Below are 23,257 nucleotides of genomic sequence, written 5' to 3'. Positions count from 1 at the left end.
CGAAAGTGCTACAGCATACTCCGCCGGATCGCGTTCAACGAGTCTGGCGCAAACCTTCCTCCAGGGCATGGGCCGGCAACGGCCGGCCGATCAGGTAGCCCTGCAGCTCGTCGCAACGCTGGGCCACCAGGAAGTCCCGCTGCTCGATGGTTTCCACGCCTTCGGCGACCACCTTCAGGTCGAGGCTGTGGGCCATGGCGATGATCGCCCGGATGATCGCCGCATCCTCGCTGTTCTGGGTCAGGTCGCGGACAAACGACTGGTCGATCTTCAGGTAGTCCAGCGGCAGGCGCTTCAGGTAGCTGAGCGAGGAATAGCCGGTGCCGAAGTCGTCGACCGACAGCTTCACCCCCATCTCGCGCAACTGGCGGAAGGTCGCCAGGACGCTGTCGAGGGCGTCCAGCCATTGGCTTTCGGTCAACTCCAGCTCCAGTTGCGCCGCCGGCAGGCCGCTGTCGGTCAACGCCGAGCGCACTACGTCGAGCAGGTCGCCCTGGCGCAACTGGTGGACCGAGAGGTTCACCGAGACCCGCAGGTTCAGACCCCGCTGGCTCCACTCGGCGGCCTGCAGGCAGGCCCGGCGCAGGACGAATTCGCCGATCTCGCCGATCAACCCGCACTCCTCGGCGAGGCCGATGAAGGTCGACGGCGGGATCATACCCTCCTCCGGATGGTGCCAGCGCACCAGCGCCTCGACCGAGTCCGGGCGGCCGCTGGCCAGGCACAGCTTGGGCTGGTAATGCACGTCCAACTGGCCCTCCTCGACCGCCTTGCGCAACCGGGTTTCCAGGCGCAGGCGTTCGAGGGTGCTGTCCTGCAGGTTGTCGCGGAAGAACTGGAAGGTATTGCCGCCGAGTTGCTTGGCATGTTGCATCGCCAGGTTCGCCTGGCTCATCAGCACGGAGATTTCCCGTGCCTGCTCGGAAAACAGGCTGATCCCCAGCGAGGCACCGAGGATCAACTCGTGGCCGAGCACGCTCACCGGCTGGCGCAACTGGACCAGCAGGCGTTCGGCCAGGCGCGACAGGGCCGCGGTGCCGGTGCCGCCATCGAGGAGGATGGCGAACTCGTCGCCGGCCAGACGCGCCAGGGTGTTGGCTTCCGGCGCGGTGCGCCGCAGGCGCTGGGCCATCTCCCTGAGCAACTGGTCGGCGACCTCGTGGCCGAGGCTGTCGTTGAGCAGCTTGAAGCGGTCCAGGTCGATCAGCAGCAGGGCCAGCCCGCTCTCCTCCTGGCGCGCCCTCTGGGCCGCCTCGTGCAGCCGCTCGCGGAACAACCGGCGGTTGGCCAGGCCGGTCAGTTCGTCGTAGTGCAGCAGGTGACGCAGGCGCTCCTCGACGTCGCGGCGGGCACTGAGATCGGTGAAGAAACCGACGATGTGGGTCGCCTCGCCATTGCCGTCGCGCAGCAGGTTGAGCTGCAGCCATTGGGGATAGGGATCGCCATTCTTCCGCGTATCCACCAGTTCGCCCTGCCACTGCCCGTGCTGGCGCAGCTCGGCGCGGATCTGCCGGTAGTGGCGCTGGGCCTCGGGGGTATTCACCAGCAGGCTGGCGTTGCGCCCGACCACGTCCTCGCGGCGATAGCCGGTGATGCGACTGAAGGCCTGGTTGACCGCCAGCAGGTTGTAGGCCGGATCGAGGATCACGATGCTCTCGCTGGCCGCCTCGAACACTGTCGCGGCCAGTTGCTGCTGCTCTTCCAGGCGCTTGCGCGCGCTGATGTCGCTGCGCGTGCCGAGCATCCGCGTCACCCGTCCCCGCGGGTCGCGAGCCATGGCCCGGCCACGATCCTCCAGCCAGCGCCAGCCGCCCTCCCGGTCGCGCACGCGGTACTCCACCCGGTATAGCTCGCTGCGCCCCTTGAGATGTTCGGCGAGGGCGCGACGGATGCGCGGCAGGTCGCCGGGGTGGATGCTTTCGATCAGCCTGCGATAGTCCTCGGGACCGTCCCCGGCGTCGCTGAAGACCGCCTCGAGATAGGAATGCTGGACCCGGCCGCTCTCCAGGTCCCAGTCCCACAACCCCAGTTCGCTGGCCTCCAGGGCCATGGCCAGGCGCGCCTCGCTCTGGCTGAGCGCCTGGCTGGTCGCGCCAAGCTCCTCGGTGCGCGCCTCCACCCGGCGCTGCAAGGCATCGCGGGCGGCACGAAGCTCGCGTTCGGCCAGGCGTCGCTGGCCGACCTCCTGGGCGAGCTTGCGATTGAGCGCTTCGGCCTCGGCGTTGACGCGTTCCAGGTGCAGGTTCAGCGCCTGGGTCTGGAAGCGTCGCAGCAGCGCGCCCTGCACCAGCCGGTGGATCTGCCCGGCGACCACCAGCAGCGCCACCAGCAGGATCAGGCCGAGCACGCCCCAGCCCTGCAACAGGCTATGCGGCTGCAACAGCAGGAAAACGATGGATGGCAGCAGGCCCGGCAAGGCGAAGGTGAGGAAGGCCGGCAGGCTCACCGCATAGGCGACGCTGGCGGAGAGGATCGCCGCCGCCACCAGGCCGAACACCAGCACCTGCTGGAGGAAGGCATCGGCCGGGACCAGCATGATCACCGCGAACGCCAGGGTCAGGCCCGAGGCGCCGGCGCCGCACAGGAAGGTCCGCCGCCAGTGGCGGCTGGCCTGGCGACGGCTGTCGGCCTGCTGGAAGGCGGCGACCTGCAACAGACGCAGGACGGCGAGCAACACCAGCCAGACCAGCCAGCCGCCGAGCAGCCAGCTGCTGACCTTGCCCCACACCAGGCAGGCGCTGGTCACGCCGCCGAGCAGCATGAGCAGGGTCGGCGTGCGCGAGCCGAGATAAAGGAGCCGGATACGCTCGATGGCGATTTCGCGGGCGTAGAGCCGCAGTACATCGGTGCTGCCGCCCGGCAGCGCCAAGGGCTCGACATGGACGGTCATAGGCGCTTGTTCTTGTAGTGGTTTGCCTTGAAGTGGCCGGAGCATAACCGAGCAGGGGCAGGCTGCCCAAGGCCGGGATAGAGCATTTTTCCGCCGCCAGGCCCGACGCTGCGCCGGCCTGCGCCGAATGGCGGCCCGGTTTGCCCGGCTTTTCCCCGCCCCGGTAGAATGCCGCGATGAACGACGACCTCTCCCTCCTGCTGAACTCCCTCAACGACCCGCAGCGCCAGGCCGTGGCCGCGCCGCTGGGCCGCCAACTGGTCCTCGCCGGTGCCGGCTCGGGCAAGACGCGCGTACTGGTGCACCGGATCGCCTGGCTGATCCAGGTCGAGCACGCCTCGCCCTACAGCATCCTGTCGGTGACCTTCACCAACAAGGCGGCGGCGGAGATGCGCCACCGCATCGAGCAGTTGCTCGGGATCAATCCGGCGGGCATGTGGGTCGGCACCTTCCACGGCCTCGCCCATCGCCTGCTGCGCGCGCACTGGCGCGAGGCCGGGCTGAGCGAGAACTTCCAGATCCTCGACAGCGACGACCAGCAACGCCTGGTCAAGCGGGTGATCCGCGAACTCGGCCTCGACGAGCAGCGCTGGCCGGCGCGCCAGGCCCAGTGGTTCATCAACGGACAGAAGGACGAGGGCCTGCGACCGCAACACATCCAGCCCGGCGGCGACCTGTTCCTCGCCACCATGCTGAAGATCTACGAAGCCTACGAGGCGGCCTGCGCCCGCGCCGGGGTGATCGACTTCTCCGAGCTGCTGCTGCGCGCCCTGGACCTCTGGCGCGACCATCCCGGCGTGCTCGAGCACTACCAGCGGCGCTTCCGCCATATCCTGGTGGACGAGTTCCAGGACACCAACGCCGTGCAGTACGCCTGGCTGCGGATTCTCGCCAAGGGCGGCGACAGCCTGATGGTGGTCGGCGACGACGACCAGTCGATCTACGGCTGGCGTGGCGCGCGGATCGAGAACATCCAGCAGTTCAGCGACGACTTCGCCGACGCCGAGGTGATCCGCCTGGAGCAGAACTACCGTTCCACTGCGTCGATCCTCAAGGCCGCCAACGCCCTGATCGCCAACAACCAGGGACGCCTGGGCAAGGAGTTGTGGACCGACGGCGAGGACGGCGAGTCGCTGAGCCTGTACGCCGCGTTCAACGAGCACGACGAGGCGCGCTACGTGGTCGAGTCGATCGAGAGCGCGCTCAAGGGCGGCCTGGCGCGCAGCGAGATCGCCATCCTCTATCGCTCCAACGCCCAGTCGCGGGTGCTGGAGGAAGCCTTGCTGCGGGAGAAGATTCCCTACCGCATCTACGGCGGCCAGCGCTTCTTCGAGCGTGCCGAGATCAAGAACGCCATGGCCTACCTGCGCCTGCTCGACGGCCGCGGCAACGACGCGGCGCTGGAACGGGTGGTCAACGTGCCGGCACGCGGCATCGGCGAGAAGACCGTGGAGAGCATCCGCGAATTCGCCCGCGGCAACGACGTGTCGATGTGGGAGGCGATCCGCCTGATGATCGCCAACAAGGTCCTGCCCGGCCGCGCCGCCAGCGCCCTGACCGGCTTCGTCGAGCTGATCGAGAATCTTTCGGCGAAGGTCATGGACATGCCGCTGCACCTGATGACCCAGACGGTGATCGAGCAGTCCGGACTGATCAGCTACCACAAGGAAGAAAAAGGCGAGAAAGGCCAGGCCCGGGTGGAGAACCTCGAGGAGCTGGTCAGCGCCGCCCGCGCCTTCGAGAACAGCGAGGAAGAGGAAGACCTCACCCCGCTGCAGGCCTTCCTCAGCCACGCCTCCCTGGAGGCCGGGGAAACCCAGGCCGACGCCCACGAGGACAGTGTCCAGCTGATGACCCTGCACAGCGCCAAGGGCCTGGAGTTCCCGCTGGTGTTCCTGGTCGGCATGGAGGAAGGGCTGTTCCCGCACAAGATGAGCCTGGAGGAGTCCGGCCGCCTGGAAGAGGAACGCCGCCTGGCCTACGTCGGCGTCACCCGCGCCATGCAGCGACTGGTCCTGACCTACGCGGAGACCCGCCGGCTCTACGGCAGCGAGACCTACAACAAGGTTTCGCGCTTCATCCGCGAGATCCCGCCGGCGCTGATCCAGGAAGTGCGCCTGTCCAATACCGTCAGCCGCCCCTACGGCGGCACCTCGCGCAGTGCCGGCGGCAACCTGTTCAGCGGCGCCGGGGTGCCGGAGACGCCCTTCTCCCTCGGCCAGCGGGTTCGCCATGCGCTGTTCGGCGAAGGGACTATCCTCAACTTCGAAGGCGCCGGCGCCCAGGCCCGGGTGCAGGTGAATTTCGAGAGCGAAGGCAGCAAGTGGCTGATGCTCGGCTACGCCAAGCTGGAAGCCCTGTAGCGGCGCAGCCCGTGGAGAAGGCCCGGAGGGGGACGACATGCTGGCATCCTGGGCCTTCTGGGCACTGCTTTCGGCGCTGTTCGCCGCGCTGACCGCGATCTTCGCCAAGATCGGCCTCGACCAGGTCGATTCGGACTTCGCCACCTTCATCCGCACCCTGGTGATCCTCGTCACCCTCGGCGGCATCCTCGCGGTCCTGGGCAAGTTCCAGGCCCCGGGCAGCATCCCGCCGCGCAGCTGGCTGTTCCTGGTGCTCTCCGGGCTGGCCACCGGTGCCTCCTGGATCTGCTATTTCCGCGCCCTCAAGCTCGGCCCGGCGTCGCTGGTGGCGCCGCTGGACAAGTTCAGCGTGGTGCTGGTGGCACTGCTCGGCTTGGCCTTCCTCGGCGAACGCCTGGACCTGCGCCAATGGCTCGGCGTAGGCCTGGTGACAGCGGGCGTGGTGGTCCTGGCAATCCGCCCATAAGCCCGCTGAATGGCGCTTCGACCTTGGTATAAAGGCGAAAAATCGCGGAAACCCTAGACTGGCGGCCTCTAATAATTCGTCGTCTGAGGTTCGTTCCATGTACCGTGATCGCGTGCGCCTGCCCTCCCTGCTCGACAAGGTGATGAGTGCGGCCGAAGCCGCCGACCTGATCCAGGACGGCATGACCGTCGGCATGAGCGGTTTCACCCGCGCCGGCGAGGCCAAGGCCGTACCCCAGGCGCTGGCCATGCGCGCCAAGGAACGTCCGCTGCGTATCAGCCTGATGACCGGCGCCAGCCTCGGCAACGACCTCGACAAGCAGCTCACCGAGGCCGGCGTGCTCGCCCGGCGCATGCCGTTCCAGGTCGACAGCACCCTGCGCAAGGCGATCAACGCCGGCGAAGTGATGTTCATCGACCAGCACCTCTCGGAAACCGTCGAGCAACTGCGCAACCACCAGTTGAAGCTGCCGGACATCGCCGTCATCGAAGCCGCCGCGATCACTGAGCAGGGCCACATCGTGCCGACCACCTCGGTGGGCAACTCGGCGAGCTTCGCGATCTTCGCCAAGCAGGTCATCGTCGAGATCAACCTGGCCCACAGCACCAACCTGGAAGGCCTGCACGACATCTATATCCCGACCTACCGGCCGACCCGCACGCCGATCCCGCTGACCCGCGTCGACGACCGCATCGGCAGTACGGCGATCCCGATCCCGCCGGAGAAGATCGTCGCCATCGTCATCAACGACCAGCCGGACTCGCCATCCACCGTGCTACCGCCGGACGGCGAGACCCAGGCCATCGCCAACCACCTGATCGATTTCTTCAAGCGCGAGGTCGACGCCGGGCGCATGGGCAACAGCCTCGGCCCGCTGCAGGCCGGTATCGGCAGCATCGCCAACGCGGTGATGTGCGGCCTGATCGAGTCGCCTTTCGAGAACCTGACCATGTACTCCGAAGTGCTGCAGGACTCGACCTTCGACCTGATCGACGCCGGCAAGCTGCGCTTCGCCTCGGGCAGCTCGATCACCCTGTCGCCGCGGCGCAACGCCGACGTGTTCGGTAACCTGGAGCACTACAAGGACAAGCTGGTTCTGCGCCCGCAGGAAATCTCCAACCACCCCGAGGTGGTCCGTCGCCTGGGCATCATCGGCATCAATACGGCGCTGGAGTTCGACATCTACGGCAACGTCAACTCGACCCACGTCGGCGGCACCAAGATGATGAACGGCATCGGCGGCTCCGGCGACTTCGCCCGCAACGCGCATCTGGCGATCTTCGTCACCAAGTCGATCGCCAAGGGCGGCAACATTTCCAGCGTGGTGCCGATGGTCAGCCACGTCGACCACACCGAGCACGACGTCGACATCCTCGTCACCGAGCAGGGCCTCGCCGACCTGCGGGGCCTGGCGCCTCGCGAACGGGCCCGGGTGATCATCGAGAATTGTGTCCACCCGTCCTACCAGGCACCGCTGCTGGACTACTTCGAGGCGGCTTGCGCGAAAGGCGGCCACACGCCGCATCTGTTGCGCGAGGCGCTGGCCTGGCACCTGAACCTGGAAGAACGCGGACACATGCTGGCCGGCTGAGGCTGAACCGTTTCATCCGCAACTATTTCCAGCGCCCGGACGATTAATTCTTCCGGGCGTCTGGACAGGGCAGAAAAAACCACGTAAAAATCTATTTCGATGGCCTTTTCTCTTGCCGCCATCGCAATACGCCGACCCGGCCCTTCCGCTTTTCCTGCTGTAACACTTCGTTGTTTCTTTCGGTAACGCACCATGACGGTGCAGAGCGGTACAGTTACGCACCGAAACAACCCATACAGTTCGGAAACACACCCCGGTGATCCAACGCAATTCTCCGCAACTGTTCCTATTCTTGTTGACCTGTTAGTCAGATCATATTGCTCAGTTAATCACTAGCAACCTGACTACCCACCACAAGTGGGAAGGATCGACACATCATGGAACGTACCCTCGGTTCCAACACTTTCGACATCGCTCGCTCCAACCGCCGCAGCAGCAGCCTGCTGGGCACCATGAAACTGTGGCAGCGCCGCATCCAGAGCCGTCGCCAGCTGGCCCGCCTGGACTCCCGCCTGCTCGCCGACGCCGGCATCAGCGAAGCCCAGCGCTACGCCGAGCTGAACAAGCCGTTCTGGCGCTAAGCGATACTGTAACGCCCCGGTTCGGCCCAGCCTGAACTGTACCGTAGGCCGCTCCTTACCGAGCGGCCTTCACGTATCTGGAAGAAGCCTTTCCTCCAGCAGTTCACGGTACAGCTCGCTCCAGCGACGCCCCATTTCCTCGGCGGTGAACAGTTGCCGATAGCGGGCCTCCGCGTTCCTGCCCATTTCCTCCGCCTGCTGCGGATGCTCCCAGAGCCAGCGCATCGCTTGGCGAAACGCGGCCGGCTGGCTGGGCGGCACGACCAGGCCGGTCTCGCCATGGATATTGATGTAGCTGGTGCCGGTGCCGATCTCGCTGGAGATCATCGGCTTGCCGTACATCGCGCCCTCCAGCAGGGAGATACCGAACGCCTCGGAACGCAGGTGCGACGGAAAGACCATGGCGTAGCTGAGTTGCAGCAGGGCGACTTTGTCCTCGTCGTCCACCCGTCCGAGGAAGTGCACGTTGCGCAACCCCAGCGCCGCGGCCTGGGCATACAGCTCGGCCTGCAACGGCCCGGCACCGACGATCACCACCGGGTAATCGGTGCCCTGCAACGCATCCAGCAGGATATGCAGGCCCTTGTAGTAGCGCATCACCCCGACGAACAGGAAGAACCGCGGCCCGAGCTTCTCGCGCCAGTGCTCCAGACGCTGTGCCGCAGGCTTCGGGTAGCAGGCCTTGTCCAGGCCGTAGGTGATCACCCGGGTCTTTTCCCGGTACTGGCGGAGCACGTCGCTGGTGCTGAAGTAGTTGGGCGAGGCTGCGACGATACGATCCACGCTGTGGAGGAAACGACTCATCAGCGGCCGGTACAGTTTCAACAGGACGCGCTGGCGGATGATGTCCGAATGGTAGGTGACCACGCTCGGCTTGTTCATACCGGTGAGGAAATGCACCAGGTCCATGAACGGCCAGGGGAAGTGGTAGTTGACCACGTCCGCCTCCGCCGCCAGCTCGCGGAACTGCTTGAACACGCTCAGGGAAAACCCGGTGGAGGCGAGCTGCAGGTCGAGCCTGGCGCGATGCACCACATGTCCGCCGAAGGGCACGACAGGCGGATGCGGATCGCTGCTCAGGGTCAGGACATGGTTGTCGATCCCCCACGACCCGCTGCTCTCGCAAAGCTGGAAGATCACCTGTTCGATCCCGCCTACCGTTTCGCTCAGGTAGGTCTTGTAGAAGTGCAGTACCCGCATTCAGCCCTCCACGGCACGACGATAGGCTGCAGCGGTGAGATTCGCGCAACGCTTCCAGGAAAACTGCTCCGCCCGTCGCAGGCCGGCTTCCCGGCAGCACTCCCAGTAGACGGTATCCTCGGTCATGCGGACCAGCATGTCAGATAGCCCATTGGCATCATCCGGATCAATATAGCTGCCCGCCTCGCCGGCCACCTCCGGCATTGCGGAGAGTCGCGTGAGCAACACCGGCGTGCCGCTGGCCATGGCTTCCAGCACAGGCAGGCCGAAGCCTTCGTAGATCGAGGGGAAGACCAGCGCCCGAGCGCCCGACATCAACTCGGCGACCCGCTCGTCCGGCAGGTAGCCGAGCAGCCGCACCGTCCCCGAAGCCAGCGCCTGGCGCAGTTCGTCGTCGAGCGAGCGGCTTTCCCATCCCGGCATGCCGACGATCATCAGCGGAAAACGCTGGCGGACCGCCGCCGGCAGTTGCCCATGGGCGCGCAGGGCCAGCGACAGGTTCTTGCGCGGCTCCAGGGTTCCTACGCAGAGGAAATACCCGCGCGGCAGCAGGCCATGCGCGCGCAAGGGCTCGTGCAGGGACTCCCGGTCCCGCGGACGGAACCGCGCGGCATGGCCGAGGGGCGCCACCACGAAGCGCTCGCGCGGCAGGCCGAAATACGCCTGCGCCTCGTCGGCGATCGCCTGCGAGTCGGTCAGGATCAACCGCGCCTTTTCCATCCCGCGCGCCAGCCGGCGTTCTATTTCGCGCAAGCGGGCGGCGGGTTGCGTCGCCGGGTAATGCAGATGGGTCAGGTCGTGCAGGGTCATCAGCATCGGCCCGTCGAAATCCAGCGGCCAGAGACTGGGCTCATGGTAGAGATCGACCGGCGGCCGACCACTATCGAAACGCCGCTGCTCCAGCCAGCGTCGTGCCCGGTAGGCTCCGGGCAGGTTGCGCAGCCAGGGCGACAGACGCGAATAGCCGGGCAACGCCGCCGCCGGCAGGTCGCCGCTCCAGCCCCAGCCATGGAACAGGGAAAACTCGAAGTCCGCGTGCGCCTGCAACGCGCCCAGCAACTCGACCAGGTAATGTCCGATGCCGGTCCGTGGCGCCTGGAGAATCCGCGCGTTAACCGCAATCCGCATGTACTGCCTCGCCATGCGCCGGGGCCTTGCCGAGGGCGAGCAGGATCCGTGCGATCAGTTGCCGACTCGCCTCGTGCCAGCCGATCCAGCGCCATTCGCCGACCGGTCGCTCGGCCGGGAACTCGCCCGTGGCTTCGAAGCGGGTGACCAGGTTCGCCAGGGTCTGCGGATCGGCGAGGTCGAAGTAGGCCATGAATTCGCCACCGATCTCGCGGAACACCGGGATGTCGCTGCCCATCGCCGGCAGGCCGCGCTGCATGGCCTCCACCAGCGGCAGGCCGAAACCTTCCACATAGGACGGGAAGACCAGCGAGGCGGCATGGGAGTATGCGTACTCCAGGCTCTTGTCGGAGAGGTCGTTGAACATGAACAGGCGCTTGTTCAGCTCCGGATGCTGCCGCACCCGTTCCACCAGCGCCTCGCACTTCCAGCCGATGCGTCCGGCGATGCACAACCGCGCCTGCGAACCCTGGGCCCAGGCACGCTCGAAGGCATCCAGCAGGTAACCGTGGTTCTTCCGCGGCTCGATGGTGCTGACCATCAGGAATACCGGCGCCTTGGCCTTGAACATGCGCAGCAGGTCGGGCTCGACGGAGGCGCCGTCCTCCACCAGGTCCAGCTCCGAACCCAGGTGGAAATAATCGAACCAGCGTTGCGCGACCTTCTCCGGACCGATGCGCCGCAGCATCTCCGCGCGCACTTCGTCGCGGATGGTCTCGGAAATCGCGACGTAGCCGTCGGCGGTGGCCGCGATCCAGTCGAACCAGTGGTTGAATACCTTGACCAGGCCGCCATCGCAGAATTGCGGATGGGTCAGGGGAATCAGGTCGTAGATCACCGAGACGATGCCCACGCCCTCGCTCTTGAGGCGTTCCGCCAGCGGGAAGAAATCGGCGTGCCAGGAGGAGTCCAGCAAGACCAGTTGGTCGCCGGCCCGATGTTCGAGCGGGGTCGCGCGCACGGGTGCAGGCTGCTGCTTGCCGAGGATGCGGTCGAGCAGGCGCAGCGGAATGCTGAGGAAGGCGAAGGCGAACAGGCGGCAGGCTACATAGAGAAGGCGCCGGGCCCACGGCGAGGAACGGAACGGGCGGCGCTTTTCCAGGGTGCGCTGGCCCAGCCAGAAGTAGTTGGCGGCTCGCTCCACCAGGATGCGCAGGCGTACCAGCGGCGAATGCGGCCGCGGGTCCAGCGGCGCCAGGCTGTGGACCTGATACAGGGTGCCGTCGAGCATTGCCACCGGGATGCACTCCACCGTCTCGTCGGCTTCCGGCAGCTCGCGGATGACGTTGCGCACCACCCGCTGAATACCGGAATTGACCTTGGGATGCTCGAACACATAGGTGCATTCGACCAACAGACGCGTCATGGAGTGCTCTCCGCGGAAGTGGGGTCCAGAGCCGCCTCGCCGGAGCGGCTGATATGGGTTTCGGCGCCCAGCCAGGAGCAGCCGACGAAGTCTTCCTGGCGGTTGTTGATGACATGGAAGACCAGGCCGTAGTCGCGCCATTCGAAGTTGCGGTCCAGGTGCGAGTCCAGCCGCGACAGGCTCAGCGCCACCGAGTAGTGCCCCTTGCCCAGGCGCATGTCGAAGGCGAAGCGGTAGGTGATGCGCTCACCGGCCTTCAGGTCGGTGAGCGCCTTGTCCAGGCGGTGGGTATTGATCCCGTACATCGGCTGGCCGAGGCGGTCCTTGATCATGAAGCCGAGGATCAGCCGCTCGATGTCCTGGCGAACCTCGACCTCAACTTCCAGCGTCACCGCCTGGCCTACCTCGACTACCTCCAGCGCGCGCTGCCGCTGGTCGACCATCCGTACGTCGAGGATCGCCGCCTCGCCGGTGCCGGAAATCGTCCGCACCTGGCCGTCGGCGAGCATTTCCTGGCGCACGGTCTGCCCCTCGCGCTCGGCGAGCAGGGCGTTGTAGTAGTCCATCACCTCTTCCGGCCGCCCGCGCATGGCCATCCGTCCCTGCTCCAGGAGGATCGCGGAGTCGCAGATGGACTGGATCGCCGAGCGGTCGTGGGAAACGATCAGCAGGGTGGTGCCGGCCTTGCGGAAACCGCGGATGCGCTCGAAGCTCTTGTGCTGGAAATAGGCATCGCCAACCGACAGGGCCTCGTCGACGATCAGGATGTCCGGCCGCCGGGCAGTCGCCACGCTGAACGCCAGGCGCATCTGCATGCCACTGGAGTAGGTACGCACCGGCTGCTCGATGGCCTCGCCGATTTCGGCGAAGGCCTCGATCTCCGGCATCAGCGCCTGGATTTCCTCGACCTGCATGCCCAGCAGTTGCCCGGCCATGAAGACGTTCTGCCGGCCGGTGAAGTCCGGGTGGAAGCCCATGCCCAGTTCGAGCAGCGCTGCGACCCGGCCGGCCACGCGGATCTCGCCGCAGGTCGGCTGGGTGGTGCCGGCGATCATCTTCAGCAGGGTGCTCTTGCCGGCGCCGTTGACCCCGACGATGCCGACCGCTTCGCCCGGCTCGATGGTGAACTCGACCTCGCGCAGGATCCAGTGCAGGTGGTGGCGCGACGGGCTGAAAGGCACCAGCCACTCGAACAGCCGGCTCCAGCGATTGGGATATTGCTTGTAGGCCTTGCCGAGGCCGGATACGCGTATCTGTCCCATCAGAGTTCATCCACCATTTCGCCGACCCGCTGGCGGAACAGACGCAGGCCGAGCGCGCACAGCAGCAGCGCCAGCAGGGTGATCGGCAGCAATGAAGGCCAGTCCGGCCATTGCCCGTGGAGGAACAGCTGCTGGTAGCTGCGCATCAGCGCGGTCATCGGGTTGAGTTCGATCAGCGAGCGGATACCCTCGGGCAGTATGCCGATCGGATAGACGATCGGCGTCAGCCAGAACCAGAACTGCAGGCAGATGCCGAACAGCTGGCCGACGTCGCGGAAGAACACGTTGAGCACCCCGAGGATCATCCCCAGTCCCGCCGCGAACAGCACCTGGATCGCCAGCAGCGGCACCAGCGCGAGCAATGCCGCGCCCGGCAGGCGCCCGCTGAGGGCGAGAAAACCGAGGAACAAGGCGAGGATGATGGCGAAATTGACCCCGGCGTTGAGCAGTACGATGACCGGCAGGCAGATGCGCGGGAAGCTGATCTTCTTCAGCAGGTTGGCGTTCTCGATGAACATGCTCTGGCTGCGCGAGGTGATTTCCGCGAACAGGCCCCAGGTCAGCAGGCCGGCGCAGAGATAGACGCTGTAGGCCAGGCCGTCGTCGACCCCCGGCAGGCGCGCGCGCATCACCTGGGAGAAGATCACCGTGTAGACGACGATCATCGACAACGGATTGAGCACCGTCCACAGCGCGCCGAACAGCGACCCGCGGTAGCGCGACTGGAACTCGCGCTTGACGCTGCCGAGAACGAAGCCACGATAGCCCCACAAGGAACGAGACAAGCCAAGAAGCATCAGACCACCCTGCCGTACTGGTCCTCGAAGCGGACGATGTCGTCCTCTCCCAGGTATTCGCCGCTCTGCACCTCGATCATCACCAGGTCGATGACCCCCGGGTTTTCCAGGCGGTGCCGGTGGCCCGCGGGAATGTAGGTCGACTCGTTGCTGTTGACCAGCCGCGCGCCATCGCCATTGGTGACCCTGGCCATGCCTTGCACCACGATCCAGTGCTCGCTGCGGTGATGATGCATCTGCAGCGACAAGCGCTCTCCCGGCCTGACCACGATTCGCTTGATCTTGAAGCGCGGCCCCTCCTCGAGGACGGTATAGCTGCCCCAGGGACGGTTGACGGTCCGATGCAGCCGATAGGCCTCGTGCCGCTCGTCCTTCAGCCGCTGCACCACCCTGCGCACCTCCTGGACCCGGTCGGCGCGAGCGATCAGCAGCGCATCGGAAGTATCCACCACGACCAGGTCGTCGACCCCGACCGTGGCGACCAGGCGCCCGTCGCTCTGCACGAAGGTGTTACGGGTGTCGACGAACAGGGTGTCGCCGCTGCCGCGATTGCCCTCTGCGTCCGCGTCGAGCAGCGCGCTCATCGCGCCCCAGGAACCGATATCGCTCCAGTCGAAGGCCGCCGGCACCACGGCGACCCGCGCGGAGCGCTCCATCAGCGCATAGTCGATGGAAATGTCCGGCAGCGCGGCGAAGGCTTCGCCCGCCAGCTCATGCTGGATGCCATCGGCCATCTTCACCGCCGCACTGGCGGCCAGGCAGGCCCTGGCCTGCTCCAGCAGGGCCGGGGCATGCTGCGCCAGCTCGTCGACCAGGGTCGACGCCGTGAAGCAGAACATCCCGGAGTTCCACAGGAAACCGCCACTCTCCACGTAGCGACGGGCGGTTTCCTCATCGGGTTTCTCGACGAAGCGGCGCACCTTGGCCGCCCCCTGCTCGTCCAGCCGGTCGCCCAGCTCGATATAGCCGAAACCGGTTTCCGCTGCGTCCGGCACCACGCCGAAGGTAACCAGGTGCCCGGCGACGGCGAGACGCGCGGCATGCCCCACCGCCTCGCGGAAGGCCTCCTCGTTGCGGATCAGGTGATCCGCCGGCATCACCACCAGTACCGCCGCGTCGCCATGTTCGGCTTGCAGCACCAGGGCGGCGACGGCAATCGCCGGAGCGGTGTTGCGCCCGGTCGGTTCGAGGATGAAATGTCCCCGGTGCCGCCCCAGGCGGGCCGCCTGGAACTGGTCCTTGCTCTGGAAGTAATGCTCGCGGTTGGTCACCGTGACGATTTCGCCATGCCCGGCCAGGAGCCCGGCGGCACGTCGGTAGGTCTTGCCCAGCAGGGTCTGGCCATCGGGCAGGCGCATGAACGGCTTCGGCTGTCCTTCACGCGACACCGGCCAAAGGCGGGTACCGGCGCCGCCGGAAAGCACCACGGGAATCAGCATGGCTTACTCCCGGGAAACGCGTCGCAGGTCCGCCTCGACCATCATCCGGATCAGCTCGTCCAGGCTGGTTCTGGGCTTCCAGCCGAGCACACGCTGGGCCTTGGCCGGATTACCCAGCAGCACGTCGACTTCGGCGGGCCGGAAGAACGCCGGGTCGATCTTGAGGAAGTCGCGGTAGTCCAGGCCCACATGCTCGAAAGCGATCTGGCACATGTCGCGCACGGTGGTAGTGACACCGGTGGCCACCACGTAGTCGTCGGCCTTGTCCTGCTGCAACATCAGCCACATGGCTTCGACGTAGTCCCCGGCAAAGCCCCAGTCGCGCTTGGCGTCGACGTTGCCCAGGCGCAATTCCTGCTGCTTGCCGAGCTTGATGCGGGCCACCGCGTCGGTAACCTTGCGCGTGACGAACTCGATGCCGCGCAGCGGCGACTCGTGGTTGAACAGGATGCCGCTGGAGGCATGCAGGCCGAAGCTCTCGCGATAGTTGACGGTGATCCAGTGGCCATAGAGCTTGGCCACGCCGTAGGGGCTGCGCGGGTAGAACGGCGTGTTCTCGTCCTGGCGCTCGGCCTGGATCAGGCCGAACATCTCGCTGGTGGAGGCCTGGTAGAAACGCGTTTCCGGGCTGAACTGGCGGATCGCCTCGAGCAGGTGGGTCACGCCCAGGCCGTCGACGACGCCGGTGGTCACCGGCTGGTTCCAGGAGGCCCCGACGAAGCTCTGTGCCGCCAGGTTGTAGACCTCCTGCGGCTGCGCCTTGATCACCGCGCGCTGCACCGAACAGGCATCGGCCATGTCGCCGTCCTCGTACTGGATATCGCCTTCGATCCCCAGTTCGCGCAGGCGCCAGCGCGTGTCGCTGCTGCGCCGCGCCACCAGGCCGTGGACCCGGTAGCCCTTCTCCAGCAGCAGCTTGGCCAGGTACGCTCCGTCCTGACCGGTGATCCCAGTTACCAGTGCACTTCTTGTCATTCTTCTCGTACCCGTGACTCCCAGTCGGACAGGATCGCCCGCAGGGACTGTTTTATGGTTATTTCAGGCTTCCAGCCCGTGGCGTCGTGCAGTCGCGCATGGCTGCCGCGAACCCGCCGCTGTTCCGCCCGGCGCATCCGGGCAGGGTCCTGAACGATTTCCAGCTCGACCTGGGCGATGTCCGCCAGCAGTTCGATCAGCTCGCGAATCTTCTGCTCCTGCCCGGAACAGACGTTATAGACGGCTCCCGCCTCGCCGTGGGAGAGCAGGCGCAGATAGGCTGACAGCACGTCCTGGACATCGAGGAAATCACGGCTGACGTCGATGTCCCCCACTTCCAGCCGATTGGCCTGCAAGCCTTGCTTCATCCGGGCGATCTGCCTTGCGGCGCTGGCGATCACGAAGCTGTCCTTCTGCCCCGGCCCGATATGGTTGAACGGTCGCGCCACCAGCACCCGCCAGCCTTCGGTGATACCCCACTGCAGGCACAGCGACTCGGCCGCCAGCTTGCTGACCGCATAGGGATTGCGCGGGTGGGGGATGAGTTCCTCGTGGATCGGCAACGCCGCCTCGGCCACCTGGCCGTAGACGTCGCCGGAGCTGATGTACAGGAAGGTACCGGAGAAGCCCCGCGCCTTAAGCGCCTGGAGCAGGTTCAGGGTGCCAAGGAGGTTGATCTGCAGGGTCCGCGCAGGATCGCGGAAGGCCTCCGGCACGTAGGTCTGCCCGGCCAGGTGGATGACCGCATCCGGCAGCTCCGGCCAGAGGTCGCCCAGCGAATCCGGCTCCAGCAGGTCGTAACGATGCGGTACGGGAAGGAGCGCCCACGGCGTGTGGGCCGCTGCCAGATAAGCTTGAAGATGCTTGCCTACGAAACCGGAGAGCCCGGTGACGAACAGACGCTGAGTCAAGGAGGCGGGCCTTTTATCTGATGCTACGCTCGGCGACGCTCTTCTAGGAATACGACGTTCCAGGGGTCATGCCGGATAGCGTGTTGTTCTGATTATCGCGCTCCAATCTGTGCCAAGAGTGCGCCGATTTCAACCGCTTATTCGTGACCGGTAGGTTCTCATTCGAACGGCATGACGTTTTCTCCGTCAGCCTTCACGTTTTTGCGAAAGGTATGTTTAGAATGCCTCTCGATTTCGTGCTTGATTGCCTCCTGTTCTGTTGATCGAACAGGTCGCGGTCGCGATACAGAACAAGAACACGATGGGTCGACCAGTCCGCCGGGAAGGCTTCCGGACAACGAAGCAACACCTGGCCTCGCTCATCACCACCAAGCTGTCGAACGGGCAGTTTCATCACGAGATGCCATGAATTTCATCCTTTACTCGGATATCAACGAGCGCTCGATCGGCCACAATCTCGGTCGCCCCGAATACAGCTACTACTTCGTCCTCAAGGCCTACCGGCCAATCCTCGAATCGCTGGGACAGGTCCACCTGGTACAGAGCACGGACGAAGTCGACCCGCTCTACCGGCAACTGCATGAACAGGGCGAAGACTGCCTGTTCCTCTCCTTCACCCCGCCGCACAAGGCGGCGCGGGGCCTGCAATGCCCGATGCTGTGCGTGGTCGCCTGGGAGTTCGAGTCGATTCCCGACGTGGCGTGGGACGGCGATCCGGCGCAGGACTGGAGCCAGGTCCTGGCCGGCCATGGCGCAGCCATCACCCTCTCCGAGCAGACTGCCCGCGCGGTTCGCCAGGTGCTGGGCGAAGATTTTCCGGTGCTGGCGCTGCCGACGCCGATCTGGGAGGACTTCGCCGCGATCCGCCAGCAAGGCGAACGGAATCCGGTCAGGTCCGGCGAGACCCTGCAACTCAAGGGCTGCGTCATCGACAGCCGCCTGCTGGGCCTTTCCGCCGACGGTCTCATCGCACCGATCAGGGAAGAGACCGAGGACGAGATCCTCGAGGCCCTCCCCGAGACGTCCGCCGAGCCCGAGCCCGAGCCGCTCCCTGAGCCAGAGCCAGAGCCGGTTCCTCTCGACTGGAGGCGCCGACTGGTCATCAGCAAGCACTACCTGCTGCTGTGGTACCGGGAAGCCGTCAGCGACCTGGTACCCATGCCGGTACGCCGCTGGCTGTTCCGTCACCTGCGCCGGCCGCTGCCGCCCCCGCCAACGGCGCTGGAAACGCTGCCGGAGCCATTGCCCCAGGCCACCGAGCCGATGCCGCCCGCCGAGCCCGAGCATCCGCCGGCGCTGCTGCCGGACGTCGACCAGCACCAGCAGGTCGTCGTGGACGGGGTGGTCTACGTCTCGGTGTTCAATCCGCTGGACGGGCGCAAGAACTGGCATCACCTGATCACCGCCTTCTGCTGGGCATTCCGCGACACCAGCGATGCCACGCTGGTGCTGAAGATGACCCAGAGCGACCTGACGACCTACCACGTCGAACTGCTCACCCTGCTTTCCCAACTGTCGCCGTTCGCCTGCCGGGTCATCGCCCTGCACGGCTATCTCGATGCCGCGGAGTACGCCCGCCTGTACGGAGCCGCCAGCTACTACGTGAACGCCTCGCGCTGCGAGGGCCTGTGCCTGCCGCTGATGGAATTCATGTCCTGCGGCACCCCGGCGATCGCTCCGGACCATTCGGCGATGGCCGACTACATGGACGCCCAGGTGGGCTTCGTGGTCCGCTCCAGCCAGGAGCCCGCGGCCTGGCCACAGGATTCGCGCCGGTTGTACAGCACCCGGCGCTACCGGCCGAGCTGGGAGTCCCTGAAGGAGGCCTACCTGGAGAGCTACCGGGTGGCCCGGGAACAGCCGGAGCGCTATCGGCAACTGTCCGCCGCGGCCAACCAACGCATGCGCGGCTACTGCGCCGGCGACGTGGTCCGCCAGCGCCTGGAACCCTTCCTTTCCGCCCGCAAGGCAGCCCCTGCGCCCGGCGTCGAACTGGCGGCCACCGCCACAGGCAACGTTCCATGCTGATCATCATCCACTCCGAGACCAACAAGACCACCATCCGGCAGAACCTCGGGCGCCCGGAGTACAGCTATTACTTCGTCCTCAAGGAATTCCGTCCGCTGCTGGAAGAGATCGGCCAGGTGGTCGAAGTCAGCGATCCCGACGAACTGGTGGACCGCCTCTACCACGACTGCCGCAAGCGCGGCGAACCCTGCGTCTTCCTCTCCTTCTCGCCGCCCCATCGCACGCCGATCCACCATGCCTGCCCGACCATCCCGGTGTTCGCCTGGGAGTTCAGCACCCTGCCCAGCGAAACCTGGCACGGCGAACCGCGCCACGACTGGCGACATGTGCTGCGACACAGCGGACGGGCCATCACCCACTCCAGCTTCACGGTCGACGTGGTGCGCGCCGCCATGGGTCGCGACTACCCGGTACTGAGCGTGCCGGCGCCGGTCTGGGATCGCTTCGCCAACCGCGCCTCGCAGCAGGCGGGCCGTCCCGAAGCCCGGGATGTGCGCCTGCGCCTGGACGGCCTGCTGGTGGACAGCCGCCAGCTGGACCTGGCCGTCCATGCCGACCCCGAGCCGTCGGCGGAGGTCCTGGCCCTGCCGGACCGCGCGGCGAAACAGGTCGAGCTGAGCCTCGACGGGGTCATCTACACCTCGGTGTTCAACCCCTACGACGGGCGCAAGAACTGGCAAGACATGATCAGCGCGTTCTGCGCCACCTTCCGCGACGAGCCCGACGCCACCCTGGTGCTGAAGCTGACCCACCACAACGTCGGCGAAGCGCTGGCCGACATGCTTCACCACCTGTACAAGAACCAGTCCTACCGCTGCCGCATCGTGCTGATCCACGGCTACCTCGCCGACCCGGACTACGAGCGGCTGGTCGAGGCCACCAGCTACGTGGTGAACACCTCCTACGGCGAAGGCCAATGCCTGCCGCTGATGGAATTCATGTCCAGCGGCAAGCCGGCCGTGGCTCCGCGCAATACCGCGATGATCGACTACATCGACGCCGACAACGCCTTCATCGTCGATTCCTCGGAAGAGGCCACCGCCTGGCCCCACGACCCGCGCGCGGCCTACCGCACGCTGCGCTACATCACCGACTGGGAGTCGCTGTGCCGGGCCTACCGGGCCAGTTTCGAGGTCGCTCGCCAGGATCCGGAGCGCTACGCACGCATGTCCGCGCATGCCAGCGCCAGCCTCGAACGCTTCTGCAGCCGCAAGCTGGCCGTGGAGCGCCTGCGTCGCTTCCTCGACGAAGCGGCACAAGGCGACCCCGCCGCCTTGCAAAGCATTCCGGCATGATCCGCGCCCTGCTCCAACGCTGGCGTTCCCGTCCCGCTGCGGCGAGCGAACCGGTGTCGCCACGCATGTGCGGTCTGCGCGATGCGGTGCTGGATGGCTGGTTCCGCAGTGAAACCGGCGAACTGCTCGCCGGCTTCGCCATCGGCGCCCAGGACACCCTGCTCGATCTCGGCTGCGGCGAAGGCGTCGCCACCCTCTTCGCCGCCCGCCAGGGCGCCTCGGTGATCTTCACCGACAGCGAGGAAGACAAGGTGCGGAGCCTGGCGCAGCAGGTCGAGACGGTGGCCCGGCGGCCCTTCACCGGCCTGGTCAGCGACAGCGACCCGCTGCCGCTGCGCGACGCCTGCGCCGACAAGCTGGTGTGCATGGAAGTGCTCGAACACGTAGCCAACCCAGCGCGGGTGATGGCCGAACTCGTGCGTCTCGGACGCCCTGGCGCGCAGTACCTGCTGAGCGTGCCGGACCCGGTCGGCGAACACCTGCAGCAGGGCATCGCCCCGGCCGACTACTTCCGGGCGCCCAACCACATCCACATCTTTTCCCGCGACGACTTCGCGCGCCTGGTGCAGGACGCCGGGCTGGTCATCGAGCACCGCCAGGCCAGCGGCTTCTTCTGGGTGATGGGCATGATCTTCTTCTGGGCCAGCGAACGGGCTGCCGGCCGTGAGCTCGGCGGCGCCGTCCGCGACCGTATCCAGCCACCCTACCCGGCGCTGATGGAAGACTGGGCACGGCTCTGGGAAAACCTCCTGGCCCGTCCCGACGGCCTGGAGATCAAGCACCTGCTCGACCACTTCATGCCCAAGAGCCAGGTGATCATCGCGCGCAAGCCGCTCGACCCCGGATCGTCGCGGACATGAGCGGCAAACGCATCCTCGACATCGAACTGTTGCGCGGGCTGGCCGTACTCGGCGTGGTATTCCACCATCTGCACGGCAACCTGTTCAGCGGCTCCCCGGCACTGCTGGACGGCGTCAACCAGCGCGTCCAGTTCTGGTGGGGCGTGGACCTGTTCTTCGCCATCTCCGGCTTCGTCATCGCCCGCACCCTCATCCCGCAACTGCGCGAGGCGCCCACACGCCAGGCATTCTGGGAACAGGCGCGGTACTTCTGGATCCGCCGCGCCTTCCGCCTGCTGCCCTCGGCCTGGCTGTGGCTGGCGCTGATCCTGGCCTGTTGCCTGCTGCTGAACCGCTCCGGAGCCTTCGGCAGCCTGTCGGCCAACCTCGCGGCGAGCCTCGCCGGTTTCCTCCAGGTCGCCAACTTCCGCTTCGCCGACAGTTTCTACCGCTACGAATACGGTGCCAGCTTCGTCTACTGGAGCCTTTCCCTGGAGGAACAGTTCTACCTCCTGCTGCCGCTGCTGGTCCTCTGCCTGCGTCGCTACCTGGGCTGGGCCCTGCTGGCGCTGGTGCTGGTCCAGTTCTTCAGCCTGCGCACGCCGCTGCTGATGGTGTTGCGCACCGACGCCCTGGCCATCGGCGTACTGCTCGCCCTCGCCTCCCTGCAGCCTGGCTATGCCCGCTGGAACCCCACCCTGCTGGGCCGCGCCTGGAGCGGGCCGTTGCTGCTGGTCGCCGTGGCTGCGGCCCTGGGCGTGCTGGCCAGCGAAGCGTACAGCCTGGTCGCCGTGCGGATCGGCGCCATCGCGCTATTGTGCGGACTGCTGGTGTGGATAGCCTCCTACGACCGCGACTACCTGCTCTCCAACGGGCCGCTGAAGCGCTTGCTGGTCTGGGTCGGCGCACGCTCCTATGCGATCTACCTGATCCACATCCCGGCGTTCTATCTCAGTCGCGAACTCTGCTTCCGCCTGGGCTGGGACGCCGGCGACCGGCCCCTGTCGCTGCTCGGCACCAGCCTGGTCCTGATCGTCGTACTCAGCGAGCTCAACTACCGCTTCGTCGAGAGCCCCTGCCGCGACCTGGGCTCCCGCCTGGTCAAGCGCCTGAGCGCCGCCCGCCGCGTCGCCACCACTTCCGGAGCCACCTCATGCTGAACTTCCTCAAGAAGATCGTCTCGCCGCCCGGCCCCGCCGCCGAGCCCGTCGCCGCCCCACCCGCCCCCGCGCCGGTCGACCCGTACATGCTCGGGTTGCGCGACGCGGTGCTCAGCGGCTGGTTCAACCAGGAGACCGACGAGCTGTTCAGCGGCTTTCCGATTTCCGCCAAGGACACCGTGCTCGACGTGGGTTGCGGCGACGGCGGCAACGTTCATTTCTGCGCCATGCGCGGCGCTCGCATCATCATCGCCGACATCGACGCGGAAAAGATCGCCAGGACCCGCGAGCGCCTGGCCGACACCCCGGCCCGCGAACTGGAATGCCTGGTCAGCGACTGCGACCCGCTGCCCCTGGCTGACGCCACGGCCACCCGGGTGGTCTCCACCGAGGTCATCGAGCACGTCGACGATCCACGGCAGTTCCTCGCCGAGCTGGTACGGGTCGGCCAGCCCGGCGCACTCTATCTGCTCAGCGTGCCGCATCCCACGTCGGAAGACCTGCAGAAAGACTTCGCCGCCGACGAATACTTCCGCAAGCCCAACCACATCCGCGTACTCGGCGAGGAGCAGTTCGCCGCACTGGTGCGCGAAGCCGGGCTGGAAATCCTCAGCCACAGCCGCTACGGATTCTACTGGTCGCTGTGGATGCTGCTGTTCTGGGAGGCCAAGGTCGACTTCGGCAATCCCGACCATCCCCTCCTCGAACACTGGGCCAGGACCTGGCAGGCGCTGCTCGACTCGCCGCGCGGCCCGGCCATCAAGCAGGCCCTGGACGCCGTGGTCGCCAAGAGCCAGGTGATCATCGCGCGCAAGCCCGCCCAGGCGTAGAACCACCGGAACAGTTCCGCTACAGCCGGGCGGAACAGTTGCCGGGGCCACCGAACTGTTCCGTCCAACTCCCGCGTGGTTGCCCCTGAGCAAGCCAGCGGTCCCGGCGCATCATGAGGTTCCACACCCCGCCCCC

At 66.3% G+C, this 23,257-nt stretch carries 17 protein-coding genes and 1 pseudogene; 9 read left to right on the top strand and 9 right to left on the bottom strand.

Features of this window, described 5'->3' with window-relative positions; translation table 11 throughout:
- Positions 1-34: 34 nt before the first annotated feature.
- The gene (locus HMPREF2886_RS01065) at positions 35-2,890 is read right to left on the bottom strand and encodes a putative bifunctional diguanylate cyclase/phosphodiesterase (RefSeq protein ID WP_058017875.1); all 2,856 of its coding nucleotides are present in this window, start codon (positions 2,888-2,890) and stop codon (positions 35-37) included.
- 176 nt (positions 2,891-3,066) lie between these two features.
- Here HMPREF2886_RS01065 and uvrD point away from each other — a divergent pair, with 176 nt between their 5' ends.
- From uvrD to HMPREF2886_RS01045, 4 genes are all read left to right on the top strand, one after another.
- The gene (uvrD, locus tag HMPREF2886_RS01060; RefSeq protein ID WP_003096872.1) at positions 3,067-5,253 is read left to right on the top strand and encodes a DNA helicase II; all 2,187 of its coding nucleotides are present in this window, start codon (positions 3,067-3,069) and stop codon (positions 5,251-5,253) included.
- Between the two features lie 37 nt (positions 5,254-5,290).
- Positions 5,291-5,719 (top strand): EamA family transporter, encoded by a 429-nt coding sequence (locus tag HMPREF2886_RS01055; protein ID WP_070746617.1) that lies wholly within the window; start codon positions 5,291-5,293, stop codon positions 5,717-5,719.
- A gap of 97 nt (positions 5,720-5,816) precedes the next feature.
- The gene (locus HMPREF2886_RS01050; RefSeq protein ID WP_070746615.1) at positions 5,817-7,310 is read left to right on the top strand and encodes an acetyl-CoA hydrolase/transferase family protein; all 1,494 of its coding nucleotides are present in this window, start codon (positions 5,817-5,819) and stop codon (positions 7,308-7,310) included.
- 377 nt (positions 7,311-7,687) lie between these two features.
- Positions 7,688-7,891 carry a DUF1127 domain-containing protein gene (locus tag HMPREF2886_RS01045; protein WP_003096877.1) on the top strand — a complete coding sequence of 68 codons (204 nt, stop codon included), beginning with the start codon at positions 7,688-7,690 and terminating at the stop codon, positions 7,889-7,891.
- Positions 7,892-7,946: 55 nt separating this feature from the next.
- On the opposite strand, the pseudogene wbpZ reads toward HMPREF2886_RS01045, so the two are convergent.
- From wbpZ to rmd, 8 genes and pseudogenes are all read right to left on the bottom strand, one after another.
- Positions 7,947-9,091, bottom strand: a pseudogene (wbpZ, locus tag HMPREF2886_RS01040) (D-rhamnosyltransferase WbpZ).
- Positions 9,092-10,219: a glycosyltransferase family 4 protein gene (locus HMPREF2886_RS01035; RefSeq protein ID WP_058173320.1), complete on the bottom strand. Its 1,128-nt coding sequence runs from the start codon at positions 10,217-10,219 to the stop codon at positions 9,092-9,094.
- On the bottom strand, positions 10,203-11,585 hold the full coding sequence (locus HMPREF2886_RS01030) for a glycosyltransferase family 4 protein (RefSeq protein ID WP_034001110.1): 1,383 nt from the start codon (positions 11,583-11,585) through the stop codon (positions 10,203-10,205). Before HMPREF2886_RS01030 ends, HMPREF2886_RS01035 begins: the two co-directional genes overlap by 17 nt.
- Positions 11,582-12,847, bottom strand: a complete 1,266-nt coding sequence (locus tag HMPREF2886_RS01025; RefSeq protein WP_033973042.1) for an ABC transporter ATP-binding protein — start codon at positions 12,845-12,847, stop codon at positions 11,582-11,584. The genes HMPREF2886_RS01030 and HMPREF2886_RS01025 overlap by 4 nt, the downstream gene beginning before the upstream one ends.
- A complete protein-coding gene (locus HMPREF2886_RS01020; RefSeq protein ID WP_003096887.1) occupies positions 12,847-13,644 on the bottom strand; it encodes an ABC transporter permease in 798 nt (265 codons plus the stop codon). Before HMPREF2886_RS01020 ends, HMPREF2886_RS01025 begins: the two co-directional genes overlap by 1 nt.
- Complete coding sequence (locus HMPREF2886_RS01015; protein ID WP_070746611.1) at positions 13,644-15,083, bottom strand: mannose-1-phosphate guanylyltransferase/mannose-6-phosphate isomerase; 1,440 nt, start codon at positions 15,081-15,083, stop codon at positions 13,644-13,646. The genes HMPREF2886_RS01020 and HMPREF2886_RS01015 overlap by 1 nt, the downstream gene beginning before the upstream one ends.
- A gap of 3 nt (positions 15,084-15,086) precedes the next feature.
- Positions 15,087-16,058, bottom strand: coding sequence for a GDP-mannose 4,6-dehydratase (gene gmd, locus HMPREF2886_RS01010; protein WP_003096890.1), 972 nt, complete (start codon positions 16,056-16,058; stop codon positions 15,087-15,089).
- Positions 16,055-16,969 carry a GDP-6-deoxy-D-mannose reductase gene (rmd, locus tag HMPREF2886_RS01005; protein ID WP_003096892.1) on the bottom strand — a complete coding sequence of 305 codons (915 nt, stop codon included), beginning with the start codon at positions 16,967-16,969 and terminating at the stop codon, positions 16,055-16,057. The genes gmd and rmd overlap by 4 nt, the downstream gene beginning before the upstream one ends.
- 405 nt (positions 16,970-17,374) lie before the next feature.
- Here rmd and HMPREF2886_RS01000 point away from each other — a divergent pair, with 405 nt between their 5' ends.
- The 5 genes from HMPREF2886_RS01000 to HMPREF2886_RS00980 are packed head-to-tail and all read left to right on the top strand — an operon-like array spanning position 17,375 to position 23,121.
- Complete coding sequence (locus HMPREF2886_RS01000; RefSeq protein ID WP_070746609.1) at positions 17,375-18,997, top strand: glycosyltransferase; 1,623 nt, start codon at positions 17,375-17,377, stop codon at positions 18,995-18,997.
- Positions 18,991-20,292: a glycosyltransferase gene (locus tag HMPREF2886_RS00995; RefSeq protein ID WP_033973039.1), complete on the top strand. Its 1,302-nt coding sequence runs from the start codon at positions 18,991-18,993 to the stop codon at positions 20,290-20,292. Before HMPREF2886_RS01000 ends, HMPREF2886_RS00995 begins: the two co-directional genes overlap by 7 nt.
- Complete coding sequence (locus HMPREF2886_RS00990) at positions 20,289-21,152, top strand: class I SAM-dependent methyltransferase (protein ID WP_033973038.1); 864 nt, start codon at positions 20,289-20,291, stop codon at positions 21,150-21,152. The genes HMPREF2886_RS00995 and HMPREF2886_RS00990 overlap by 4 nt, the downstream gene beginning before the upstream one ends.
- On the top strand, positions 21,149-22,291 hold the full coding sequence (locus tag HMPREF2886_RS00985) for an acyltransferase family protein (protein WP_033973037.1): 1,143 nt from the start codon (positions 21,149-21,151) through the stop codon (positions 22,289-22,291). The genes HMPREF2886_RS00990 and HMPREF2886_RS00985 overlap by 4 nt, the downstream gene beginning before the upstream one ends.
- Positions 22,285-23,121 (top strand): class I SAM-dependent methyltransferase, encoded by an 837-nt coding sequence (locus HMPREF2886_RS00980; protein WP_039027068.1) that lies wholly within the window; start codon positions 22,285-22,287, stop codon positions 23,119-23,121. Before HMPREF2886_RS00985 ends, HMPREF2886_RS00980 begins: the two co-directional genes overlap by 7 nt.
- The last annotated feature ends 136 nt before the right edge of the window (positions 23,122-23,257 follow it).

Origin of the sequence: Pseudomonas sp. HMSC066A08 (assembly GCF_001813025.1) — a bacterium.
Taxonomy (GTDB): domain Bacteria; phylum Pseudomonadota; class Gammaproteobacteria; order Pseudomonadales; family Pseudomonadaceae; genus Pseudomonas; species Pseudomonas aeruginosa.
This window is presented reverse-complemented; position numbering and strand designations above follow the sequence as displayed.